The organism is Flavobacterium sp. KMS (genome assembly GCF_000813005.1).
Taxonomy (GTDB): Bacteria; Bacteroidota; Bacteroidia; order Flavobacteriales; family Flavobacteriaceae; genus Flavobacterium.
This window is the reverse complement of sequence record NZ_JSYP01000002.1, coordinates 53,067-77,004: the sequence shown is the minus strand read 5'-3', so window position 1 is coordinate 77,004 and position 23,938 is coordinate 53,067. Positions and strand designations below refer to the sequence as shown.

Sequence of the window (23,938 nt, the reverse complement as noted above, 5' to 3'; positions counted from 1 at the left end):
TATTTTATTCTTGGTTTTTTTTATCTGTTATCATCTTGCATAGAGGTGATTAATGTGATTATTTTAGGAAACTATACGACAGTAGATAATATAAAAGCTTTGTTTTATACTTCATCTTCTGAAATGGAAGAATTTATAAATGGCTTCTATGTTTACATATTATTACCTATTATACTTGTAGTTGTTTATGTATTTATTTTATTAAAATTTAGAGGTTTTAAATATAAACGAATACCATATTGTAATTTTATAGCGATTTTCTGTTTATTAATTTCTTTTGCTTTATCGTATCTGAAAGTATATAATTCATCGGCCTATTATTCAGGAAAAAATTTAATGAATATTACTTTAAGACAGCATTTTTTAAAGGAGCATCCTTTGAGTTTGTATTATCGAGTTTATGAATTTGGAATAATAATGAACAAATTTGGTAAATATAATAAAGAAAAAAAAGCATTTAGTTTTGGAGTTATAAATAAAAAGGAAGTAGGAAAACCTGAATTAGTTGTTTTGGTTATTGGAGAAAGAATCAGGTATAGCAATTGGGGTATAAATGGATATAAACGATCTACAAGCACGAATTTAGATAACCTAAGTAATTTAATTTCATTTGATAGACATTACTCAAATGGGAATTCTACGGTAGCTTCAATCCCCCTTTTAATTACACAAGCAACCCCTCAAAAACCAGAAATTGCATATTCAGAAAAAACTATTGTTTCATTATTTAAAGAAGCAGGATATGAAACGGTTTGGATTTCTAATCAAAATATTTTTGATTATATAAATAATAAAGACGAAGCTGACAAGTTGTTTGAGTTGTATAGAAAAAAGAGTACTGATTTAGACATTATTCCTGTTTTTAATGAAGTATTGAATAAAAAAGAATCTAAAAAAAGGTTAATTGTTATCAATATGATTGGTGGTCATGGTAAAATACCTGAAAATTTCAATTTATACAAACCGAATAATTCTAAAGAGAACTATCCAGTCACAATTGAGAACGCGCCTATATTTATCAATAATTATGATAATATGATAAGACTGCAAGATTTTGTTTTAGGTAAGATTATAAATCTAGTCCAAAAAGAGAATAAGTCTTCCGTATTCATGTTTACAGCAGATCATGGCTGTAACTTATTCGATGATAGTCAAGCTCTTTTTGGATATGGTTCTCAAAATCCTACAGAAAAGGAGACACATATTCCTCTTTTTATATGGGGCTCATCAAAATATATTGAAGAGAATGCAGAAAAGTTTGATAATTTAAAAAAACACAAAAAATATCTTACAACAAATAATGATTTGTTTTATACATTAGCGGATTTGGCTAGCATCAAATACACAGATTTTAAGAAGAATCAAAGCATAGCCGATTCAACTTATTCAGTTTATAAAGAAAGATATGTATATGTTAATGGTAATGCCATGAAATTTAATTCAAAATGATGCATATTGCTTTTTTGACTCCAGAATACCCACATCCTAAAACAGGTAATTCGGGAGGTATTGGTACCAGTATTAAAAATTTAGCAATAGGGCTTTTAGAACAAGATGTTTCTGTTAGGGTGCTTGTATATGGTCAGAAGGAAGATGCAACTTTTGATGATAATGGAATTTTTATTCAGCAAATAAAAAATGTGAAGTTAAAAGGATTATCATGGTTTTTGACGAGAAAAAAGTTAGAAAAAATAATTAATAATTTATATAAGAATAAAGAAATTGATTTAGTAGAAGCAGCAGATTGGACAGGTATTACTTCATTTATTATGCCTGATAATTGTCCGATTGTAATACGATTACATGGATCTGATGCATATTTTTGCCATTTAGATAATCGACCTGTAAAATGGATAAATAAGTTTCATGAAAAAAGAGCATTACAAAATGCGGATAAATTATTATCTGTAAGTCAGTTTACTGCAGATAAAACAAATGAAATTTTTGGTTTAAATAAAGAATTTACAATTATTCCAAATCCTATCGAAACTAATTTATTTCAAATCAATAATGAGAATTCTCGGAAAGAGAAAACCATATTGTATTTTGGGAGTTTAATTCGTAAAAAAGGTCTTCTAGAACTGCCATTGATTTTTAATAAAGTAATAGAAAATAGTCCTAATGCTAAATTGATTTTAATAGGTAAAGACGTCCCAGATATTATTTCTGGAAATTCTTCTACCTGGCAAATGATGCAAGAACTATTTTCAGAAGATGCTAAAAAGAATGTAGATTATTTAGGAAGTGTACCTTATTCAGAAATAAAAATAAAAATTGAAGAGGCAATGGTTTGCGTATTTCCTTCTTTTGCAGAAGCACTTCCTGTATCTTGGTTAGAAGCCATGGCTATGCAAAGGCTTATTGTTGCATCAGATATTGGTTGGGCGAATGAAATGATTATTGATGGTGAAAGCGGTTTTCTGGTCAGTCCAATGAATCATGATTTATTTGCATCTAGAATTGTACAACTTTTGGAGGATACCAGCCTAGGAAGTGAAATGGGAAAAAATGCAAGAACTAGAGTCAAAAAGTTTTTTGATATCGATAAAGTAGCGAAAGATAATATTGAGTTTTATAAAACATTAATTTTTAAATCTTGATAGTAGTATATCATTTAAATAATAAAATTACAAGTGTTGTTTCGGAAAGAAATGAGGCTTTGCCTTTTAATAGAAAAAATACTATTGCATTAGGTTTATTGGAGTTGGCTTTTCAATTTCCGCTTTCAAAAATAGTTTGGTGCAATCAGAATTATGCACAGTATCTTAATTTAGAATTTATAGCTAATTTTTTTCATCATAATAAATTGATGATGTCTTATAGTCCAAATGAAGTTGATTTTTTAGGTCGAAAAATTGGCTACATTGATGAATCTCCTTTTATTAAAATTAATAAAGATGTAAGCTATCCAACTTGGCAAATGAGTAGTTTAGTAGGAGTGGTTCATTCTACGGTGCTTTTGGAGATTAACAAAAAAATAAAACTAGATTCTAATTTTAATTATTATTTGAATTCAATAGCTAAGGTATGTATGCCCTTAGGATTATTATGCTATTCAGAGCCAAAATTATTGCTGGAAAACGAAATTCATTTGACCTCAAAGTCTTCTAATCTGGTTCTTTTCAGATTTGTGAAACAGCATTATAGAACCAGATGGATATTTTTGTTATTCCTGAATTTAATAATTTATGAATTTAAATTTCCTCTATTAGCTTTTCTATATAGCATAACTTTTAAGAACAGAAATAATAATAGCATTAATCTAGATCCTATCAAAGTTACTTCTTCATTAAAGGTAATTAATACAGGAACTATTGATGTTATTATCCCAACTATTGGAAGAAAAGAATATTTGTATGATGTTCTAAAGGATTTATCCCAACAAACACATTTACCTAAAAATGTAATAATTGTAGAGCAAAATCCTTTAAAAGGAAGTGTTTCAGAGTTAGAGTATTTAACCTCAGAAGACTGGCCATTTGTTATTAAGCATACTTTTACACATCAGGCAGGAGCTTGCAATGCCCGAAATGTTGCTCTTAATCAGGTAGAAAGTGAGTGGGTATTTCTGAATGATGATGATAATCGATTTGATATTAATTTAATAGAAAATGTATTTAATAGTATTGAACAATATGGGATTTTAGTTTTGTCAGCATCATATTTACAGCCTAACGAGAAATTAGTAAATAAGATAATTAGCCAATCTGGGAACTTTGGTTCAGGTAATAGTTTTTTAAAGTCAGAATTGCTAGAGGAAGTGAGTTTTAGCAAAAGCTTAGAATTTGGTTATGGAGAAGATACTGATTTTGGTTTGCAGCTGCGCAATAAAGGCGCAGATGTGTTGTATTTTCCTGAAATCTCGATACTACATCTTAAAGCTCCAATGGGTGGGTTTAGGATAAAACCAACTTTTGCTTGGGATGGAGAATCTATACAGCCAAAACCCTCACCTACAATTATGTTTTTAAAACTGAACAATTACAATTTAGAGCAAATTAATGGCTTTAAAACTATTTTGTTTTTTAAATACTATAAGATTCAAAATGTCAAAAATCCATTAAAATATTTTTTCAACTTTAAGGAACAATGGAAACAGAGTTTATATTGGGCTAATAGAATAATAGATAAATCATGAATTTCTCTTTAATTATTTGTACTTATATGCGAGCTGAATCGCTGTTGAATTTGTTACAATCGGTTCAGGAACAAATTCCTTATCCTGATGAGATTTTAATTGTTGATGGTTCTTTAGATAATGCTACAAAAAATGTTTTAGAGGAAAATCAATTTAAAAATTTAAAATACTTTTTAGTTTCTAAAGAAGATCGAGGATTAACAAAACAAAGAAACTTTGGGATATCAAAAGTAGACAATACTATTGATGTTGTTTGTTTTCTTGATGACGATACAGTTCTTGAACCAAAGTATTTTGTAGAAATTATAAAAACATTTCAGATAAGACCTGAAGTTATTGGGGTTGGTGGAGTTGCAATTAATGAGTCTAAATGGAAACCTCAAGAAATGAATGTTTCTTATAATAAAAAGAAATATTATTTGTTTGAAGGCTATTTTTATAAAGAAGGTTTACGAAATATTGCTCGTAATTACCTTGGACTTGCATCTAATTTAGATTCAGGAAAAATGCCGAATTTCTCTCATGGAAGAACTTCAGGATTTCCGATTACAGGAAAAACATATGAAGTTGATTTACTAATTGGGATGTCAATGGCGTTTCGAAAAATTATTTTAGATAAAATTATATTTTCAAGATATTTTGAAGGTTATGGTTTATATGAAGATGCCGATTTTAGTTTGAGAGCTTTACGGTTTGGGAAAAATGTTATGAATACAAATGTTCAATTATCACATTTTCATGCTCCGTCCGGAAGACCAAATCAATATCAATATGGTAAAATGGTTGTGAGAAATGGATGGTATGTTTGGCGGGTTAAAAACCCAAGTCCAACATTTAAAGAAAGTTTTAAATGGCATGTAATCACTGTTTTACTTGCGATAATTAGATTTAGTAATGTTTTTACTTCTAATAAGAAAAAAGAAGCTTTGACAGAAGCAATTGGAAGAACGATTGGCTGGTGGAGTCTATTATTGAATAAACCTAAATTAGAAAAATGAAATCAAAACATACAATTTTAGAGATTAACATAAAACAAAAAGAATTTTATAATACCAAGAAAAAGAATTCTGCCACTAGGCTATGGTCAAAATTTAGAAATGGGATTTTAAATAAAATTAAAAAAAATGTTGGTGTTCAGGATCAGGCTTATGTTTTACACAAACAATGGTTTGGACACTTGTCTGATAAAAAGGTTTTAGATTTAGGTTGTTTTTCGGGTAATTATTGGTCGATGCATTTAGCCGAAAATGCAAAAGAGTATTTAGGAATTGATTTAAGTGATGTTGCTATTGAGAAGCTAAACGAAAAACTTCAGCAATTTCCTAATGCCGGAGCCAAAACAGTTGACTTTCTTTCCGATGAATTTGCGACTGATAATTTTGATTTGATTTATGCTTATGGAGTTTTACATCATTTTGAAAACACCACAATTTTAATTGATAGGTTAAATGAAAAATTAAGTTCAGGAGGAGAAATTATAAGTTATGATCCGCTTGAAACAAGTTTGCCAATAAAAATATTGAGAACATTATATAGACCATTTCAATCTGATGCTGCTTGGGAATGGCCATTCACAAGAAAAGTTTTTTATAAATTTCAAAACTCTTTTAATATAATCGAAAGAAGAGGGGTTTTAGGGAAATCTAAATGGATTGTATTGATCAATATGTTACCAATTTCAGATGAAAAAAAGAAAACAATTGGGCAAAAATGGCACAAAGAAGACTGGGATAATTCAACAACTTCAGACTCAGTTTTATTTAGTTGTATGCATGTTACGATGTTGATGAAGAAAAAAATATAATTCCAATGAATTTATTTCAACTCATAAAATCAGATTACAATAAATATCAAAAATACGGAGGTAATTTTTTTGGTATCGTATTTTTTACGCAAGGTTTTTGGGCGACTTTTCAATATAGGGTAGCACATTATATTCATATCAGAATTAAATGGAAAATTTTCAGGTTTCCCTTATTGCTTTTGGCTTTATTATGGCAAAAATGGATTGAAATAATCACAGGAATTTCAATCCCATATTCAGCAAAAATTGGACATTCCTTTTATGTAGGACATTTTGGAGGAATAATTGTAAATTCAAATAGTATAATTGGAAATAATTGTAACATATCACAAGGAGTCACCATCGGCGTTTCTGGTATTGATGAAAAAAGAGGGACACCTGTTTTAGGAGATGAGGTATATATAGGTGCTAATGCAATTATTGCAGGTAAAATTAATATAGGAAATAGTGTTTTAATTGGAGCCTGTTCAATGGTAAAAGATTCTTTTCCTGATAATGTAGTTGTCTCAGGAGTGCCAGCAGTAATAATCTCTGATAGAGGCTCAGAAGGATATATTTAATGAAATTACTAATTGTTTCAAATGCACCATTGATTTATAAGGATAAGTACAGTTATGCTTATGGACCTTATGTAAACGAATTAACTATTTTGAGAAAATTTAGTGATGAACTATTTTTTTGTTGTCCTGTATGGGAAAATGACCGTGGGCTTTTAATATCAAAAATCCCATTTGATTTTACTAAGAATTTTAAATTAATTGATTCAAATTTAAATACTCTTAAAAACGCTTTTCTGTCTGTTTTTTATAGTATTTATAATGTGATTGTTTTGTTTAAAGCAATGAAGACAGTTGATCATATTCACTTGCGTTGTCCAGGTAATATTGGTTTATTAGGCTGTCTGGTTCAGATGTTTTTTCCGAATAAACAGAAAACAGCAAAATATGCAGGTAATTGGGATCTTCAAGCAAAGCAACCATTAAGTTATAAATTACAAAAATGGATTTTAAGTAATACATTTCTAACTAGGAATATGCAGGTTTTAGTTTATGGAGAATGGGAGGGAAGTACTAAAAATATAAAACATTTTTTTACTGCTACATATGCTGAAAAGGAGAAGGTGAATTTTAAAGCATTAGAGACGAAGAAACAAATGGATTTCGTTTTTGTAGGTACTTTAGTTTCGGGAAAAAATCCTTTATATGCGATTCAATTAGTTGAAGGTTTATATAAAAAAGGTTATGATGTATCATTAAGTCTTTATGGAGAAGGTGTTGAACGAATTATTTTGGAAAAATATATTTTGGAAAATGATTTGAAAAATTATGTCTTTTTGCATGGAAATCAAGATCAGCAAATAATTAAATCAGCATATCAGAATAGTGGATTCGTAATTTTACCATCTAAAAGTGAGGGGTGGCCAAAAGCTATTGCTGAGGGGATGTTTTGGGGATGTATTCCTGTAGCAACATCGGTTTCATGTGTTCCTTTTATGTTAGATTATGGTAATCGAGGAGTTTTACTTAAAATGAATTTACTAGATGATTTACTTCAGTTGGAAATAATCTTGAAAGATAAAATGGGCTTTGTAGATAAAAGTGAAAAAGGATCAGAATGGTCTCAAAAATTCACTACAGATGTCTTTGAAACTGAAATTAAAAAGTTATTGCAACCATGAGAATTTTACAAATTATTGATTCGCTTGAAACTGGTGGTGCAGAACGTATGGCAGTAAATTATGCAAACAAACTTGCCGAAAAAATTGAATTTTCAGGTTTGATTGCGACTCGTAAAGAAGGACTTCTTTTGAGACAGATTGCCCCTGCCGTTTCTTATCTTTTTTTAAATAAAAGGTTAGTGATAGATTTTAAAGCTATTTTTTTACTGAGGAATTATGTTGTAAAGAATAGTGTAACTATTATTCATGCTCATAGTTCTTCTTTCTTTATAGCTATGTTGTTAAAGTTAACGTTGCCTAAAATTAAAATAATTTGGCATGATCATTATGGTATTTCTCAAGATTTATCTCAAAGAAAAAATTGGAGCTTAAAGTTTGGTTCCTTTTTTTTTACTGGTATTGTGTCAGTAAATTCAGCTTTAAAGGAATGGGCACGATCATATTTATTATGTTCGAATGTAATATATTTATCAAATTTTATTGAGAGTTCATCGAGGGAGGATGAAGATTTAGCTTTAAAAGGTATAGAAGGAAAAAGAATCATTTGTGTAGCCAATTTAAGACCGCAAAAGAATCATAAACTGCTTATTGATGTTGCAAGAATAATAAAGAAGAATTATCCAGAGTGGACTTTTCATTTATTTGGAAAAGATTTTGAGGATGACTATTCAAAGGAAATAAAACATAGTATTGAACATCTCAACCTAAAAGAACAAGTTTTTTTTTACGGATCTACTAATACTATTTCTTCTTCATTAAAACAGTGCGACATAGGGATTTTGACATCAAGATCAGAAGGTTTGCCTTTGGCAATTCTAGAATACGGATTATATAATTTGGCTGTTGTAGCAACTGATGTTGGTGAAATTTCAAAAGTGATTATTTCAGGAACTGATGGGGTAATAGTTGAGTCTAATAATCTAAATGAATTTGTAGATGCAATAGAAAAGCTGATTAGAGATGAAAAATATAGAGAAGAATTGAGTCTTAAATTGAAAAATAAAATTGAAAAATTCTATAGTGGAGATTATATAATAAGTCAGTATTTATCTTGGATGGTTCAATAATTGACTTAGATAATAGATTATTCTAAAAATGAAAACAAAATATTTGTCTTATACTTACTTAATTTTAATGCATCTGGTAATTGCATTGGTTGTTTTTTTGATGCCTTTTTTGTCTAAAATTTATGCGCTTATTATTCCAATTGTTGGATTGCTTTTTGTTCTGAAAACAAAAAACAGAAATAATGAAGTACTCTTAGTTGCTGCATATATGGTTGGTGTTGAGGTGTTTTTAAGAATGACAGGAGGGAATCTAAATAATGAATATATTAAACTGAGTGTCATCTTTTTTATATTTATAGGAATGCTGTATAGTAGTTTTTCTACTAATGCATTAGTATATGGTCTTTTTATATTATTGCTGGTTCCTGGTGTTTTAGTAACCTCGATTTCAGATGATTTTTCGACAGATATAAAAAAAGTTTTGGTTTTTAATTTATCAGGAGCCTTATGTTTGGGGATTTGTGCTATATATACTTTTAATCGAAAAATCTCTTTTCCTGAGTTGCAAAATATAGTTTTAGCAATGGGATTACCAATACTAACAACAACCGCGTATTTGTTTTTATATAATCCTAGTGTACAGAGTGTTGTTACAGGTACGCAATCTAATTTTGAAACTTCCGGAGGATTTGGACCTAATCAGGTTTCCACAGTTTTGGGATTAGGGATGTTTGTGTTTTTTACACAATTGATTCTTTTTTCCAAATCAAAAAAACTACTGATTCTAAACGGAATACTGTTATTAGTTATTAGTTATAGAGCCATAGTAACTTTCTCGAGAGGAGGAGTTATCACAGGAGTTGTTATGATTGCTTTATTATTATTAGTGTTGTATTGCTATTCTAGTGCCAAAGTAAAAGGAAAACTGGCTTTGGTGTTTATCATTACAATTGTTATGGGTTTAGGAATTTGGACATATAGCTCTGTACAGACTTCAGGATTAATTGGTAAACGTTATGCTAATCAAGATGCAGCGGGAAGAATAAAAAAAGATAAATTAGGAGGAAGAGAAGTTATTATAGATATCGAACTTAAAGTTTTTTTTGATAATCCAATATTAGGAATTGGGGCTGGGGCTGGTAAAGAGTATAGGAAAAAGGTTTTTGGAGTAGAGGTAGCTTCACATAACGAAATAACACGTATGTTGAGCGAGCATGGTCTGTTCGGGATATCAGGGCTTTTGATACTTTTTATAATGCCTTTTGTTGTGTATTATACCAATAAAGGGAATTTATACTTTCTATCATTTTATGTTTTTTGGTTCTTAACAATTAATCATGCTGCTATGCGAACAGCTGCTCCCGCTTTTGTATATGCACTAACTTTGATTAACATAATTAAAGTTAAATCAGGTAATAATACAAATGAAAATACTATTGATATTAATAATGATTGATTACTAATTTTATGATACATTTGCTTCCATAATTTTAAATTTCCCCAAATTTAATTATGCAACTTAACCACTATAACCAAAATGCCACAAAAAAATAAGATTCATTTTGAAATATCAGAACGTAAAGTCATTCTTAGGTTTTTTGATTCTTTTTTTATCTTAGCTACATTATATTTATTAAGCCAGATATTTGATTATCGTTATTTTAATATTACAAGTACTAATTATTATGGAGTATTAGTATTGGTGATATATTTTAACCTTTTTGGATCTATTTTTGAAATGTATAACCTGCAAGTAGCCAGTAATCAATTTCAAATTATTAAAAGTACAGTTATTGCAGTTTCGACAACAGTTTTAGTGTATTTGTTAACTCCAATTTTATCACCAGAATTACCTAAACAGAGAATATCAATAGTCATCTTTTACTTTGCGGTACTTTTTGCCATTCTATTTTGGCGCTTATTTTATGTTTATTTTCTCGCGTCACATCGTTTTTTTCAAAATGTAGTTTTAATCTGTGATCAAGATCAAGTAGAAGAATTGGTATTGGGATTAGAAAATGTAGATCCTCATTATAAAATAATTGGATTTGTAAATTCAGATTCTTTAAATAATAACCCTTCTGAATATCATTATGTAAAAGAAATTCAAAAGAATGAGTTAGAAGAATTTGTAACAAATAATAATGTTTCTGAGATTGTTATAGCCTCGCAAAAGACAGACGGTATTACTGCCGATTTATACCAGCAATTATTACATTTACTAGAGTCTGGTAAAATAATTAGAGAATATACTCAAGTATACGAGAGCAAAACACAACGTATTCCGGTGCAATATATAGCAAGGGATTTTTATCGTTTTTTTCCTTTTAGTCGTAGTAATAGTAACAAGTTATATTTGTTGGTAGTACGTTTTTTTGAATTCGTTTTTTCTTTGTTCGGATTATTAATTGGGATTATTTTAATACCATTTATAGTTATAGGAAATTGTATCGGTAATCGAGGCAGTCTTTTCTATACCCAGGACAGAATAGGAAAAGATGGAGCGGTTTTTAAAATATATAAATTCCGTACAATGGTAAAAAACTCTGAATCTAAAGGAGTTGCTTTTGCGGCTGCAAATGATGTACGGGTTACACCTTTTGGGAAGATGATGCGTAAATCCAGAATAGATGAATTACCGCAATTCATTAATGTTATAAAAGGAGATATGGCAGTTATTGGTCCTAGACCAGAACGTCCTTTTTTTGTAAAAGAAATTGCTCAGGTTATGCCATTTTATGAAACAAGACACATTATTAAGCCAGGACTTACTGGTTGGGCACAAGTAAATTATTCTTACGGAGAATCGATAGAAGAAAGTTTAATAAAACTACAATATGACTTGTATTACATAAAACACAGAAGTATTTTTCTGGATCTAAGTATTACTTTTAAAACCATTACTACAGTTTTATTTTACAGAGGACAATAATTATATAATAATAGGAATTGGTTTTTTATTCTTAATTGCCACACGCACAAGCACAACTCCACTAGTTATAATTAGAGGTAAAACAATCAGGAATGAAGCTTTATTAATCATAAACAATCCATATACAATTAGTAAAATGATATGGATAAGTGATAATCTATAAGTCCATTTTTTGTTTTTCATAAGATTAAAAATCAAAAGAATAAGTAAAAAAGGGCTAAACAACAAAATGTTATAGTTGAATTCTAGTTCCTTGTGTAAGGAATAAAAACCTATAAAAACAAAAAACACCCCTAACAAACCCATTATTAAAAGATAGGCTTTATCAATACTTCTTTTACTTATAAAGATGATAAATGCCAGTATAATAATGTAAGTATACCAGTTGTTCCACCAAGAATGAGTTGGTTCTTTATCAAAAGATAGAATTGTTTTATTCTCTTTTACTAAAGGATGATTTTGAAAACTTGTTTTGTCTAGACTGTTTTTTAATTCAAAAGGCAAGAATATTTTTGTTCCAAGTTCATCTACTTTCTTTCCAAAAATAATACTGATACCTAGTTTTTCATAAAAGTGTCCGTCAAAATAAGGGTATAGTATAGTTCTGTATGTTTTATCAGTATCTCCTTTTTTTGTAATTACAGTACCGTTTAAAGATTTATTGATGATATCAACAACCATAGAAGTACAATTTTTGTCAATAAATTTATAGGTGTAAAATCTATCTTCAGAAAGTAGCGTTGTGTTTAAATTATCAAATAGTTTTTGTTTAAGATTATCAGAAATATTTAATTCTTGTTCGTAAACACTACGTTTTGTATAGTTGTATTCATTAATAAAATCGAGATAGGAATTTGCTGTAGCGTAATATTGTAAGTCACCTTTTGTGAATTTAGCAACAAAATTAGGAGTTCTGAAATCGAAAGTACCATAATTATATACTATATCAAGAGCGTTAATAGAATCCTTTATTCTAATAGCTGTGTGGCCAAAAAGAGAATAAGGTTCATTTCCGGTTCCGCAAGTTAAAACGCTAACTTTAGAATCTTTGGATAATAAAATGCTTTGTCCAAAACTGTTGTTGATAAACACAAAAAACAATAGTAGTAAGAATATTTTTTTTGATGAATATGTTTTCATAGATATTTTTTTAAATGAATTATCAATGTTTCTTCGGTATGCAATTATTTATTTTCTAAAGAGACCTAAGTCTACTTTAAGCGAGAAAATATTAGAATATAAAGCAACGCTTTGATTTCCTAAATCTGTTAAAGCATAATCAACCTGGATACCTTTATATTTAAAACCGAGACCGATATTAGGTTGAAAACCTACTTTCTCAGAATTATCTAATTGTGTTACGTTCTGAAAATTTCCTACTCCAGCTCTCAAGAAAACTAAATCGGTATATCCAAACTCTAATCCTAATGCAGGATCAATACTTACCACATTACTAGAGATTATATCTTTCGTTCTTTCAAAACGCATATTCATATTTGTAGCTACTAAAACACTATAATCATATCTGATTATAAATTTCTTGGCAATACCTAATTGCGCTTTAGGTAACGTAATTTCTGTACTTTCGGGTAACTCCTGATTTTCTCCCGGAATGGCATCAGAGATTTTTTTGTATTCCTTCTCATCTATATTCCAAACATTATAAGTGGTTGTAATATCACGCACCATCAAACCAAAACGCCAGTCATTTTTCTCAAATTGTAATCCTAAATCAAATCCAAAGCCCCAAGAATTAGCAAATTTACCAATAATACGTCGGATGACCTTGGCATTAACACCATATTGAAATCCAGGAACGGGTAATTTTCTAGCATACGAAAACGTAAAGCCATAATCAGCAGTCGAGAAAAGACTGATTCGATTGTAATCAATATTTCCTTGATTGTCTATTAATTCTGTAGTATCTAAAATGTCATCTACTCCAAAACGAATTAATGAAATTCCCCAAGCACTTCGGTCATCTATCGGACTTGCGTAGCCAATATAATCATATTGTGCGATATTGGCAAAATAATTAGCATGCATCAAAGCAACTTGATGGTCTTGAAGATTGGTTAACCCTGCTGGATTCCAGTAAACTGAGTTTACATCTGTCGTAGATGCAACCACTGCACTCGACATGGCAAGAGCTGCAGCATCGACACCAATGTTCATAAACTCGTTAGAGTATTTACGAACCGTTTGGCAGTAATTTGCTGTGTGAACACAAAATAGTAAAAACAATAAAATTTTCTTCAAGAGCTAATTTTTATAAACCGAAGTCTGTTTAATTTTTACCAAAAATATAATTTTTTACTGAGCTTATTTATTCCTTTTTGTAAATAATGCTAAAGTCTAACTTTTGTGTAAAAAACTCTAATAAAAACGTACATTCCATTCAGTTATTATAGTAAATTTGTTGCTTATCATACTTAAATTTTATTTGCAATGAATATTAAAAAACATGTACCTAATGCTATTACATTAATCAATCTTTTTTGTGGATGCATAGCTGTTGTCTTTGTTTCTAAATTAGATTATGAAATGGCTTTCTATTTTGTTTGTTTAGGAATCTTTTTTGATTTTTTCGATGGTTTTTTTGCTCGATTATTTAAAGTATCCAGTCCATTAGGTTTACAGTTAGATTCATTGGCAGATATGGTAACTAGTGGTGTAGTACCAGGTTATGTAATGTATAGTTTATTTGTTAGTAGTTCAAGTGCACACAACATAATAGGTTCTGAGTTTACTCCATTTTTAGGATTCATTGTAACTCTGGGTTCTTGTTATCGTTTGGCAAATTTTAATATAGATACGCGCCAAACGGATTCATTTATTGGATTACCAACGCCTGCAAACGCATTGTTTATTTTGAGTTTACCCTTGGTTTTAAAATATTCAGATTCGTTAATGATTCTTGAAATCTTAACAAACCAATGGATTTTGTTAGTGATAGCATTATTTAGTGCTTATATCCTGAATGCCGAAATTCCTTTATTTTCATTAAAATTTAAAAAATTCAATTTAAAAGATAATGGACTACAAGTTGGTTTTTTATCATTGTCGGTTTTGCTATTGGTTTTCTTTCAATATCTAGGGATTCCATTGGTAATCATTACTTATATAATATTGTCAGTTATAAACAATAAGTTTCTGAAAAAGTAGTTTTTTTATTGAATGAAAAGAAAAGTTACCAAAAGAAAACAGACCTCAAATCGGAAATCTAAATCAACCAGTTCTATAGGGAAGTTTTTTCGTTTCATTGTTTTTTCGGTTTTAATTGCTCTTTTTCTAGGAGTCGTTTATCATTACCGAAATGGTTTAGCGTATTACTTTAGTTTTAAAACAGATAAAGTTTCAGAAAAAGAAGCCGAAGATAAACGTCTTTCGGATGTTAGGAATTACCAGGTTTTGGCTAATCACCAAGGAATGGCAATTGGTTTGGATGTATCCGAATTTCAAGGAAAAATTCGTTGGAGTAAAGTAGATAGTCTGGAGCAGAAATTCCCAATCTCATTTGTTTTTATACGTGCTACTGCTGGAAATGATCGTGTTGATAATCAATTTTTGAATAATTGGCTAGGGGCCAAAGAGCAAAAGATTATCCGTGGAGCATACCATTATTATCGTCCGAACGAAAACTCGATAGAGCAAGCCAATCTTTTTATTAAAACGGTTAAATTACATAAAGGTGATTTGCCTCCTGTTTTGGATATTGAAAAGTTACCTAAAAACCAGTCTTTAGATAGTTTGAAAAAAGGATTAAAAAGATGGTTGAATAAAGTAGAAGAACATTATAAAGTACGACCAATTATATACAGCGGAGAAAGATATTATGATGATTTCCTGAAAGAAGAATTTAGTGATTATCTTTTTTGGATAGCCAATTATAATTTTTATCGAGAAAAGATTGAGGATGATTGGTTGTTTTGGCAATTTACAGAGAAAGCAACAATGCCAGGAATAAAGCATACTGTCGATGTGAATATCTATAACGGCGATTTACAGCAATTACAATTTATAACAGTCGATTAAGTTTTAGTTTATAGTCGCAGTTTACAGTCGCAGTTTACAGTCGCAGTAAAAAAAGTCGCAGTACTCAGTTCCAAAAAAAACTGAGTACTGCGACTGAATACTTAAAGCTGCGACTGAATACTCTTTTTAGAATTCCAGTTTCTTTTTACGAAGTTCAAAATTCTGACCTAGATATACACGACGCACCATTTCGTCTTCTACCAATTCTTCAGGTACACCAGCTTTTAGGATTCCTCCTTCAAACATAAGATATGTTTTATCAGTAATAGCAAGAGTTTCTTGTACGTTGTGGTCGGTAATTAAGATTCCGATATTTTTATTTTTTAATTGCGCTACGATTCGTTGGATGTCTTCTACTGCAACAGGGTCAACTCCTGCAAAAGGTTCATCTAGTAAAATAAACTTAGGGTCGGTAGCAAGAGCACGTGCAATTTCGGTACGACGGCGCTCACCTCCCGAAAGTAAATCTCCTCGGTTGGTACGAATATGCTCCAAGCTAAATTCTTCGATTAAACTTTCCATTTTGGCTTCCTGCTCCGCTTTAGATAAAGTGGTTAGTTGTAATACGCTTAAGATATTGTCTTCGATGCTTAGTTTTCTAAAAACAGATGCTTCTTGAGCTAAATATCCAATTCCGTGTTGAGCTCTTTTGTACATAGGGAAATCGGTAATATTTAAATCATCAAGATAAATATTGCCCGAATTTGGTTTTACCAATCCTACAATCATGTAAAATGAAGTGGTTTTACCTGCTCCATTTGGACCTAAAAGACCAACTATTTCTCCTTGGTTTACCTCAACAGAAATACCTTTTACTACACTACGGCCTTTGTAAGTTTTGATTAAATTATCGGCTCTTAATTTCATTTTTTAAGTTTAATCGTTTAAACGTTCGAATCGTTTATTCGGTACAAATTAACGAATAAACGATTCAACAAATAAACCTCTTTAACAATTATTTAGTTTCAGTTTCTTCTAAAGCTTCCCAAAATTCATATGCTCTGCGCAAATGAGGAACTACGATTGTACCGCCAACTAAGGTTGCAATTCCCATTGCTTCCATCATTTCTTCTTTGGTAACCCCTTCTTTAAAACTAGTTTCAAGATGGTATTTTACGCAATCATCACAACGTAAAACAGCTGAGGCAACTAAGCCTAAAAGCTCTTTTGTTTTAACATCAAGAGCGCCCGCAGCATAAGCATTGGTATCCAGATTAAAAATTCGCTTTACAATTTTGTTATTATCAGCTAGTAATTTCTCGTTCATTTTAGAACGATAGTCGTTAAACTCTTGTATGATATCAGACATTTTCTAGGTTGTTTTGTTTTTTATATACAAGTACCGAAATAAAGATACTCAATTCATAAATCAGTAACATTGGTATTGCTACAATTGTTTGACTCACAACATCAGGAGGAGTTACAATTGCCGCTACGATTAGGATTATAATTACAGCATATTTCCAGTATTTTCGTAAAAAACGTGGAGTTACTAATCCTAATTTGGTAAGGAAATAAATAACGATTGGTAGTTCAAAGAATAGTCCGCCAGCCAAAATACTAGTTTTTACCATTCCCATATAAGACTCTAGAGTAAATTGATTTTTTACAATATCACTTACTGTAAAAGTAGCTACGAAGTTTACAGACATTGGGATTACTACAAAGTACCCGAATGTTACTCCTAAGAAGAAAAGTAAAGAGGAAACAAAGATGAATACTTTAGCATTTTTACGTTCTTTTACATATAATGCAGGGCTAATAAATTTCCATATTTCCCATAAAATATAAGGAAAACTCAAGATGAATCCTGCTAAGATACACATCCATACAAAAACATTTACCTGTCCTTCCATTTGAGTATTCTGGATGATAAATGGCATTTCGGTGATACAGATATTTTCGGCAAAACCTAATTTATGAGATAATTCACAAAAAAACTGATACGTAAAAAAAGTTGGTCTTGTAGGGCCAAAAATGATTACATCAAACAGGTAATCACTTATAAAGTAGGTTAAAAAAGCCATTATGATTATGGCAGTTGTACTTCTGACTAATAACCATCTTAGTTCTTCAAGATGATCTAAAAACGACATTTCGCCTAGGTTCTTTTTATTTGCCATTATACGATTCCTTCTTTTAAAATGTCATGTAAATGTAATACCCCTTTATATTCTCCATTGTCAGAAACAATTAATTGGGTAATCGAAAAGTCTTCTAATATATTCAAAGCATCTACAGCCATTGTGTCTGATGATACCATTTTTGGATTTTTAGTCATAATGTCTATTGCGGTTAAATCGGCAAAAGTATCTCTGTCGTTTAGCATTCGTCGGATATCTCCATCAGTGATAATTCCGATAATTTTATCATTTTCTACAACAGCAGTTACACCTAGTCGTTTTTCTGATATTTCAAATATAACTTTTTTGATTGAAGAATCTGGGCTAACAGTTGGTTTTAACGAATGTTCAATCATGTCTTTCACGCGAAGTAAAAGTTTTTTTCCTAATGCACCTCCTGGATGATATACAGCAAAATCTTCAGGTTTAAAATCGCGCATTTCCATTAAACAAACCGCAAGAGCGTCTCCCATTACAAGTTGTGCCGTAGTGCTGTTGGTTGGTGCCAGGTTTATTGGGCAAGCTTCCATGTCAACAGTTGTATTTAAAACATGATCACTGCCTTTGGCTAAGAATGAAGTCATGTTTCCTGTAATAGCAATTAATGTATTGCCAAAACGTTTTAATAACGGAACTAAAACTTTGATTTCGGGGCTGTTGCCACTTTTTGAAATGCAAATAATAACATCTTCGTTTTGAATCATTCCTAAATCTCCATGAATTGCTTCAGATGCATGAAGGAATAATGAAGGTGTTCCTGTAGAGTTGAAAGTTGCAACCATTTTTTGCGCAATAATTGCACTTTTTCCTATTCCTGTGACTACTAATCGACCTTTCGATTCGTATATCTGTTGAACAGCTTGAGTGAAATTTTCATCTAAAAAATTAATTAATTTTGCAACTGCTTCGCTTTCAGAGAGTATCGTTTTTTTAGCGATAGCTAATATATTTTCTTTTGTTATCAAAACAGGATAGTTAAAATTTGTATGTGTAAAAGAAAGTTGTATCTTTATTGATGCAAATTTATACAAAATACCATAAAATAAAGAATGAATTCAAACGAAATTGAAATACATAAAGAATTAAAGAAGTATTTCGGCTTTAGCCAATTTAAGGGATTGCAAGAGGAGGTTATAAAAAGTATACTCGATAAAAAAAATACTTTTGTAATAATGCCCACCGGTGGAGGGAAATCACTCTGTTACCAATTACCCGCTTTAATTCAGGAAGGAACAGCGATAGTTGTATCTCCTTTGATTGCTTTGATGAAAAACCAGGTAGACGCCATTCGGAGTCTCTCCTCAGAAAACGGAATTGCTCACGTTCTGAATTCTTCACTTACCAAAACAGAAATTGCTCAAGTAAAAAAAGACATTACTTCTGGTTTGACAAAATTATTATATGTTGCTCCCGAATCGTTAACCAAAGATGAATATGTTCAGTTTCTTCAAAATGTAACCATTTCATTTGTCGCTATCGACGAAGCGCATTGCATTTCAGAGTGGGGACATGATTTTAGACCTGAATACAGAAATCTAAAACATATTATTAAACAGTTGGGCGATGTGCCAATTATTGGTCTTACCGCAACTGCTACTCCAAAGGTTCAAGAAGATATCTTAAAAAATCTTGACATGTCTGACGCTAATACTTTTAAGGCGTCGTTTAACAGACCAAATTTATATTACGAAGTTCGTACAAAAACAAAAAATATAGAATCGGATATTATTCGTTTCATAAAACAACATAAAGGGAAATCTGGAATTATATATTGTTTAAGCCGTAAAAAAGTAGAAGCAATAGCTGAGGTTTTACAAGTAAACGGTATTAGCGCTGTTCCTTATCATGCAGGATTAGATGCGAAAACGCGAGCAAAACATCAGGATATGTTCTTGATGGAAGATGTAGATGTTGTTGTAGCTACTATTGCTTTTGGGATGGGAATAGATAAACCCGATGTTCGATTTGTAATACATCACGATATTCCAAAATCACTCGAGAGCTATTACCAAGAAACGGGTCGTGCAGGACGTGATGGCGGCGAAGGACACTGTTTAGCTTATTACTCTTATAAAGATGTAGAGAAATTAGAGAAATTTATGTCTGGTAAACCAGTTGCAGAGCAAGAAATTGGTTTCGCTTTATTGCAAGAAGTTGTGGCTTATGCCGAAACATCAATGTCGCGTAGAAAGTTCTTACTTCATTATTTCGGAGAAGAATTTGACAGCGAAACTGGAGAAGGTGCCGATATGGATGATAACGTTCGTAACCCGAAAACCAAAATTGAAGCCAAAGACCAAGTGGTGAAATTATTGGAAATTGTACGCGATACAAAACATATTTACAAATCCAAAGAAATTGTATTTACATTAATAGGTCGCGTAAATGCGGTTATTAAAGCACATAGAACCGATTCGCAATCGTTCTTCGGGTCAGGTTCTAACCATGACGAGAAATACTGGATGGCATTACTTCGTCAAGTATTAGTTGCGGGTTACTTATCAAAAGATATTGAAACTTACGGAGTCATAAAAATTACCAAAGCAGGATTGGACTTTATTAAAAAGCCAATTTCGTTTATGATGTCCGAAGATCATGAATATAATGAAACTGAAGATGAAGCTATAGTAACAGCATCAAAATCTGGCGGTACTGCCGATGAAGTTTTGATGGGAATGTTGCGAGAACTACGAAAAAAGGTTGCCAAGAAATTAGGCGTTCCTCCATTTGTAGTTTTTCAGGATCCTTCACTAGAGGATATGGCTTTAAAATATCCAATTTCTATTGCCGAGTTATATAACATTCATGGAGTAGGAGAAGGAAAAGCAAAAAAATACGGAGGAGACTTTGTAGCCTTAATAAATAGGTATGTTGAGGAAAACGATATTATTCGCCCAGACGATTTAGTTGTAAAATCTACAGGAGTTAACTCAGTAAATAAATTATACATCATCCAGAATATTGATCGTAAATTGTCTCTTAATGATATTGCTTCTGCAAAAGGACTTTCGATGGACGCTTTGATTAAAGAAATGGAGCAAATTGTATATTCGGGAACAAAGCTTAATATAAACTATTGGGTAGATGATATGCTTGATGAAGATCAGCAAGAAGAAATCCATGAATACTTTATGGAGTCAGAATCTGATAAAATAGAAGATGCTCTAAAAGAATTCGATGGCGAATATGATATCGATGAGTTACGCTTAATGCGAATAAAATTTATTAGCGAAGTAGCGAACTAACGTTAAGATTAAATTCCAAAAATTAAATTCCAAAAAAAGGAGAATAAATTCCAATTTCAGGAAGTGATAAATATTTAAATTCCAAATTCTAAATACTAGCGATAGTTTGGAGTTTGGAATTTTTTATTTAAGATTATTCAAATAAATTGGAATTTCCTCCTTAATTGATTGGAATTTTACTCTTCCGGATACACTTCTCCGCGGTGCGGTTTTAAAGCGTCGCGAACCTGAATCATGTTCTCATCGGTTACAACCATATAAGCAATAGCATACATGTCATTTAGGATTGTAAATCCAGTTATATTTAAAGGTAGCTTTTCGATAGCAATAAATTCTTTTAAATGAATTTCATGATGTTCTGCGGTTTTTGCGGATGCTGGACCGCGAAAATCCCATATTAATTTTATTTTTCTTGACATTTTTTTAGAGGCAAAGTTTTTACAAAACAAAGGTACAAAGTCTGTTTTAAAAAATGGATACTATATTAAGGAACAAATTCCACTTCAAAATACTATTTTTGCATTCTGTTTTTCGTCTAAATGATTAACATATTCAACAGAAATATATATAATGCCAAGAGAACTTTTACTTCAAGTATCGCCCGAAATAGCAGCAAATGAGTTATTGCTAAAAGAACATTTGTCGAAACAAATAAAAGTTTCACCAAATGAAATTCAGCATATATCTATTTTAAAACGCTCCATTGATGCACGCCAAAAAGCGATAAAAATCAACTTGAAGGTGAATATTTATTTGCAAAATGAAGTTTTTCAGCCAACTAAAATTGAGCTTCCAGAATATAAAAACGTATCTGGAGCACAAGAAGTAATTGTTGTTGGAGCTGGTCCAGCAGGACTTTTTGCAGCTTTACAGTTAATAGAGTTAGGTTTAAAACCAATAGTCCTCGAGAGAGGAAAAGATGTAAGAGGTCGCCGACGAGATTTAAAAGCGATAAATACAGAACATTTCGTAAACGAAGATTCTAATTATTGTTTTGGAGAAGGCGGAGCAGGAACTTATTCTGACGGAAAATTATATACACGATCTAAAAAACGTGGGGATGTAACCAGAATTCTCGAACTATTGGTTGCTTTTGGAGCTTCAGATGATATTTTGATAGAAGCGCATCCTCATATCGGGACTAATAAATTACCAAAGATTATTCAGGATATTCGAGAAAAAATTATTGAATGCGGGGGACAGGTTTTGTTTGAAACCCGAGTAACTGATATTCTTGTAAAAAATAATGAAGTTGAAGGAATTGTAACTCAAAAAGGAGATACAATTAATGCTAATAAATTAATATTGGCAACGGGACATTCAGCTCGTGATATCTTTGAATTATTAGATAGAAAGAAAATTTTTATCGAAGCCAAGCCTTTTGCCTTGGGCGTAAGAGCCGAACATCCACAATCTTTAATAGATAGTATTCAATATAGTTGTGATTATCGTGGGGAGCATTTGCCTCCAGCGCCATATTCTATAGTGAAACAAGTAGGAGGAAGAGGAATGTATTCTTTTTGTATGTGTCCTGGTGGTGTAATTGCTCCATGTGCAACAAGTCCTGGCGAAGTAGTTACTAATGGTTGGTCTCCATCTAAAAGGGATCAGGCTACAGCCAATTCTGGAATAGTAATCGAATTAAAGTTAGAAGATTTTAAACCGTTTGCTAAATTCGGAGCTTTGGCTGGAATGGAATTTCAGAAAAGTATCGAGCAAAAAGCATGGCATTTGGCTGGAGAAACTCAAAAAGTTCCAGCACAACGAATGGTAGATTTTACTCAAAATAAAGTTTCATCAGATATTCCTAAAACATCTTATGTTCCCGGAACGACTTCGGTAGAAATGGGTCAGGTATTTCCTGGTTTCTTATCTCAAATATTACGTGAAGGTTTTTCGGAATTTGGAAAATCAATGCGTGGGTATTTGACCAATGAAGCAATTCTTCATGCACCAGAAAGTAGAACATCATCGCCAGTTCGTATCCCTAGAAATGCAGATACGTATGAGCATTTGCAAATAAAAGGATTGTATCCTTGCGGAGAAGGAGCAGGTTATGCTGGTGGAATTATATCTGCGGCTATAGATGGAGAAAAATGTGCCTTGATGATTGCAGAAGCTTTAAAATAATCTGCTAAATTATTTAGTTTGGAGTAAAAATAATATTATTTTAGTTGCTTTAAGAGATTGGTTACAATTCTAAAATTTAGAATGTGATTAAATCTTAATGAACTTTTTTAAATATATATTATGCCATTATCAGATATTGAAACTAAAAACGGATTTACATATCCAATTATTTATAAGGAATTCTTTCTAGACGGAATGCTTAATGTTGGAGAATATGGACCTGATTGGTACAGTACAGTTTATCCTAAATTAAAAGAAAACCCTACATTGCTTTTGCATTCTTATGATTTTGAATTGCTTAATCTTAAGGGTGTAAATGAAGCAATAGACGAACTTTTGGATCCTGAAGGTTATCGTGAAATAAAAGAAGAATTCAAATTTATACCATTCGGGCAAAGCGGAGCTGGAGATCATTATTGTTTCTTTGTAAGTGAAGAAAATAATGGAGAGAATCCTATAGTTTTTGTTTGGCATGATATGAATGAAGTAAATTATCTAGCGAAGAATATGCAGGATTTTGTTTTTAGAATGCTGTTAACTGATATGTCTGATCAAGATGTTTACAATGATGTAAGTGACGAAGAATTTAAGGATAATCTAGAGAGGGTTCTTAAAACTCATAAGAAATATCTAACAGATAAACAAAATGATGTTTTGCAAACTGTGTTTAATAGGGGAATTATAGATTATGAAATTCTATTGCCTAAAATGAAAGAAGCAAAGCGAGGGTTGCTAACTGATGTTGAGTTAAAAAAGACATTAGCAGAAGTTATCCCATTTGATAAAATGGATTCTAGTTTTGAATATTCAAGGGAATCATAATTATACGAGTCTAATAAAATAAAT

General features: G+C 31.2%; 22 protein-coding genes. 15 read left to right on the top strand and 7 right to left on the bottom strand.

Annotated features, from left to right (window positions below):
- The first annotated feature begins 54 nt into the window (after positions 1–54).
- The 10 genes from OA93_RS02990 (at position 55) to OA93_RS02945 (ending at position 11,559) form a co-directional block, all read left to right on the top strand.
- The gene (locus tag OA93_RS02990) at positions 55–1,449 is read left to right on the top strand and encodes a phosphoethanolamine transferase (protein ID WP_165572085.1); all 1,395 of its coding nucleotides are present in this window, start codon (positions 55–57) and stop codon (positions 1,447–1,449) included.
- Positions 1,446–2,600, top strand: a complete 1,155-nt coding sequence (locus OA93_RS02985) for a glycosyltransferase family 4 protein (RefSeq protein WP_240474651.1) — start codon at positions 1,446–1,448, stop codon at positions 2,598–2,600. The genes OA93_RS02990 and OA93_RS02985 overlap by 4 nt, the downstream gene beginning before the upstream one ends.
- Positions 2,597–4,138, top strand: coding sequence for a glycosyltransferase family A protein (locus OA93_RS02980; protein WP_039111678.1), 1,542 nt, complete (start codon positions 2,597–2,599; stop codon positions 4,136–4,138). Before OA93_RS02985 ends, OA93_RS02980 begins: the two co-directional genes overlap by 4 nt.
- Positions 4,135–5,136 (top strand): glycosyltransferase family 2 protein, encoded by a 1,002-nt coding sequence (locus tag OA93_RS02975; RefSeq protein WP_039111677.1) that lies wholly within the window; start codon positions 4,135–4,137, stop codon positions 5,134–5,136. The genes OA93_RS02980 and OA93_RS02975 overlap by 4 nt, the downstream gene beginning before the upstream one ends.
- On the top strand, positions 5,133–5,942 hold the full coding sequence (locus tag OA93_RS02970) for a class I SAM-dependent methyltransferase (RefSeq protein ID WP_039111676.1): 810 nt from the start codon (positions 5,133–5,135) through the stop codon (positions 5,940–5,942). The genes OA93_RS02975 and OA93_RS02970 overlap by 4 nt, the downstream gene beginning before the upstream one ends.
- Before the next feature lie 5 nt (positions 5,943–5,947).
- Complete coding sequence (locus OA93_RS02965) at positions 5,948–6,502, top strand: serine acetyltransferase (RefSeq protein WP_039111905.1); 555 nt, start codon at positions 5,948–5,950, stop codon at positions 6,500–6,502.
- Positions 6,502–7,620 carry a glycosyltransferase gene (locus tag OA93_RS02960; RefSeq protein ID WP_039111675.1) on the top strand — a complete coding sequence of 373 codons (1,119 nt, stop codon included), beginning with the start codon at positions 6,502–6,504 and terminating at the stop codon, positions 7,618–7,620. Before OA93_RS02965 ends, OA93_RS02960 begins: the two co-directional genes overlap by 1 nt.
- A complete protein-coding gene (locus OA93_RS02955) occupies positions 7,617–8,687 on the top strand; it encodes a glycosyltransferase (protein ID WP_039111674.1) in 1,071 nt (356 codons plus the stop codon). The genes OA93_RS02960 and OA93_RS02955 overlap by 4 nt, the downstream gene beginning before the upstream one ends.
- Positions 8,688–8,715: 28 nt before the next feature.
- Positions 8,716–10,083: an O-antigen ligase family protein gene (locus OA93_RS02950; RefSeq protein ID WP_039111673.1), complete on the top strand. Its 1,368-nt coding sequence runs from the start codon at positions 8,716–8,718 to the stop codon at positions 10,081–10,083.
- 81 nt (positions 10,084–10,164) lie between these two features.
- Entirely contained in the window at positions 10,165–11,559 is a 1,395-nt protein-coding gene (locus OA93_RS02945) for a sugar transferase (RefSeq protein WP_039111672.1), read from the top strand.
- Here the strand turns inward: OA93_RS02945 and OA93_RS02940 are convergent, their stop codons facing one another.
- Positions 11,560–12,699 (bottom strand): DUF4105 domain-containing protein, encoded by a 1,140-nt coding sequence (locus OA93_RS02940; protein WP_039111671.1) that lies wholly within the window; start codon positions 12,697–12,699, stop codon positions 11,560–11,562.
- A gap of 48 nt (positions 12,700–12,747) precedes the next feature.
- Positions 12,748–13,734: a PorV/PorQ family protein gene (locus OA93_RS02935; RefSeq protein ID WP_039111670.1), complete on the bottom strand. Its 987-nt coding sequence runs from the start codon at positions 13,732–13,734 to the stop codon at positions 12,748–12,750.
- A 273-nt stretch (positions 13,735–14,007) separates the two neighbouring features.
- Between OA93_RS02935 and OA93_RS02930 the strand changes: the two genes are divergently transcribed.
- Complete coding sequence (locus tag OA93_RS02930) at positions 14,008–14,724, top strand: CDP-alcohol phosphatidyltransferase family protein (protein ID WP_039111668.1); 717 nt, start codon at positions 14,008–14,010, stop codon at positions 14,722–14,724.
- Between the two features lie 12 nt (positions 14,725–14,736).
- Positions 14,737–15,594: a glycoside hydrolase family 25 protein gene (locus tag OA93_RS02925; protein WP_039111667.1), complete on the top strand. Its 858-nt coding sequence runs from the start codon at positions 14,737–14,739 to the stop codon at positions 15,592–15,594.
- A gap of 126 nt (positions 15,595–15,720) precedes the next feature.
- On the opposite strand, the gene lptB is transcribed toward OA93_RS02925, so the two are convergent.
- The 4 genes from lptB to OA93_RS02905 form a co-directional block, all read right to left on the bottom strand.
- Positions 15,721–16,461 (bottom strand): LPS export ABC transporter ATP-binding protein, encoded by a 741-nt coding sequence (gene lptB / locus OA93_RS02920; RefSeq protein WP_039111666.1) that lies wholly within the window; start codon positions 16,459–16,461, stop codon positions 15,721–15,723.
- A gap of 88 nt (positions 16,462–16,549) precedes the next feature.
- Complete coding sequence (locus tag OA93_RS02915; protein WP_039111665.1) at positions 16,550–16,903, bottom strand: carboxymuconolactone decarboxylase family protein; 354 nt, start codon at positions 16,901–16,903, stop codon at positions 16,550–16,552.
- A complete protein-coding gene (gene tatC / locus OA93_RS02910; protein WP_039111664.1) occupies positions 16,896–17,717 on the bottom strand; it encodes a twin-arginine translocase subunit TatC in 822 nt (273 codons plus the stop codon). The genes OA93_RS02915 and tatC overlap by 8 nt, the downstream gene beginning before the upstream one ends.
- Positions 17,717–18,682 (bottom strand): KpsF/GutQ family sugar-phosphate isomerase, encoded by a 966-nt coding sequence (locus OA93_RS02905; RefSeq protein ID WP_039111904.1) that lies wholly within the window; start codon positions 18,680–18,682, stop codon positions 17,717–17,719. Before OA93_RS02905 ends, tatC begins: the two co-directional genes overlap by 1 nt.
- An 84-nt stretch (positions 18,683–18,766) precedes the next feature.
- Between OA93_RS02905 and recQ the strand changes: the two genes are divergently transcribed.
- Entirely contained in the window at positions 18,767–20,962 is a 2,196-nt protein-coding gene (recQ, locus tag OA93_RS02900) for a DNA helicase RecQ (RefSeq protein WP_039111663.1), read from the top strand.
- 176 nt (positions 20,963–21,138) lie between these two features.
- On the opposite strand, the gene OA93_RS02895 is transcribed toward recQ, so the two are convergent.
- Complete coding sequence (locus OA93_RS02895; protein ID WP_039111662.1) at positions 21,139–21,381, bottom strand: hypothetical protein; 243 nt, start codon at positions 21,379–21,381, stop codon at positions 21,139–21,141.
- Positions 21,382–21,532: 151 nt separating this feature from the next.
- Between OA93_RS02895 and OA93_RS02890 the strand changes: the two genes are divergently transcribed.
- Positions 21,533–23,092, top strand: coding sequence for an FAD-dependent protein (locus OA93_RS02890; protein WP_039111661.1), 1,560 nt, complete (start codon positions 21,533–21,535; stop codon positions 23,090–23,092).
- A 120-nt stretch (positions 23,093–23,212) separates the two neighbouring features.
- On the top strand, positions 23,213–23,914 hold the full coding sequence (locus OA93_RS02885; RefSeq protein ID WP_039111660.1) for an SMI1/KNR4 family protein: 702 nt from the start codon (positions 23,213–23,215) through the stop codon (positions 23,912–23,914).
- Positions 23,915–23,938: the final 24 nt, after the last annotated feature.

Excerpts from the sequence above, each read along its gene's own strand:
- OA93_RS02985 (WP_240474651.1), top strand. The coding sequence starts at position 1,446 with ATGATGCATATTGCTTTTTTGACTCCAGAATACCCACATCCTAAAACA.
- OA93_RS02975 (WP_039111677.1), top strand. The coding sequence starts at position 4,135 with ATGAATTTCTCTTTAATTATTTGTACTTATATGCGAGCTGAATCGCTG.
- OA93_RS02970 (WP_039111676.1), top strand. The coding sequence starts at position 5,133 with ATGAAATCAAAACATACAATTTTAGAGATTAACATAAAACAAAAAGAA.
- OA93_RS02965 (WP_039111905.1), top strand. The coding sequence starts at position 5,948 with ATGAATTTATTTCAACTCATAAAATCAGATTACAATAAATATCAAAAA.
- OA93_RS02960 (WP_039111675.1), top strand. The coding sequence starts at position 6,502 with ATGAAATTACTAATTGTTTCAAATGCACCATTGATTTATAAGGATAAG.
- OA93_RS02955 (WP_039111674.1), top strand. The coding sequence starts at position 7,617 with ATGAGAATTTTACAAATTATTGATTCGCTTGAAACTGGTGGTGCAGAA.
- OA93_RS02950 (WP_039111673.1), top strand. The coding sequence starts at position 8,716 with ATGAAAACAAAATATTTGTCTTATACTTACTTAATTTTAATGCATCTG.
- OA93_RS02945 (WP_039111672.1), top strand. The coding sequence starts at position 10,165 with ATGCCACAAAAAAATAAGATTCATTTTGAAATATCAGAACGTAAAGTC.
- OA93_RS02940 (WP_039111671.1), bottom strand. The coding sequence starts at position 12,699 with ATGAAAACATATTCATCAAAAAAAATATTCTTACTACTATTGTTTTTT.
- OA93_RS02935 (WP_039111670.1), bottom strand. The coding sequence starts at position 13,734 with ATGAACATTGGTGTCGATGCTGCAGCTCTTGCCATGTCGAGTGCAGTG.
- OA93_RS02930 (WP_039111668.1), top strand. The coding sequence starts at position 14,008 with ATGAATATTAAAAAACATGTACCTAATGCTATTACATTAATCAATCTT.
- OA93_RS02925 (WP_039111667.1), top strand. The coding sequence starts at position 14,737 with ATGAAAAGAAAAGTTACCAAAAGAAAACAGACCTCAAATCGGAAATCT.
- lptB (WP_039111666.1), bottom strand. The coding sequence starts at position 16,461 with ATGAAATTAAGAGCCGATAATTTAATCAAAACTTACAAAGGCCGTAGT.
- OA93_RS02915 (WP_039111665.1), bottom strand. The coding sequence starts at position 16,903 with ATGTCTGATATCATACAAGAGTTTAACGACTATCGTTCTAAAATGAAC.
- tatC (WP_039111664.1), bottom strand. The coding sequence starts at position 17,717 with ATGGCAAATAAAAAGAACCTAGGCGAAATGTCGTTTTTAGATCATCTT.
- recQ (WP_039111663.1), top strand. The coding sequence starts at position 18,767 with ATGAATTCAAACGAAATTGAAATACATAAAGAATTAAAGAAGTATTTC.
- OA93_RS02895 (WP_039111662.1), bottom strand. The coding sequence starts at position 21,381 with ATGTCAAGAAAAATAAAATTAATATGGGATTTTCGCGGTCCAGCATCC.
- OA93_RS02890 (WP_039111661.1), top strand. The coding sequence starts at position 21,533 with ATGCCAAGAGAACTTTTACTTCAAGTATCGCCCGAAATAGCAGCAAAT.
- OA93_RS02885 (WP_039111660.1), top strand. The coding sequence starts at position 23,213 with ATGCCATTATCAGATATTGAAACTAAAAACGGATTTACATATCCAATT.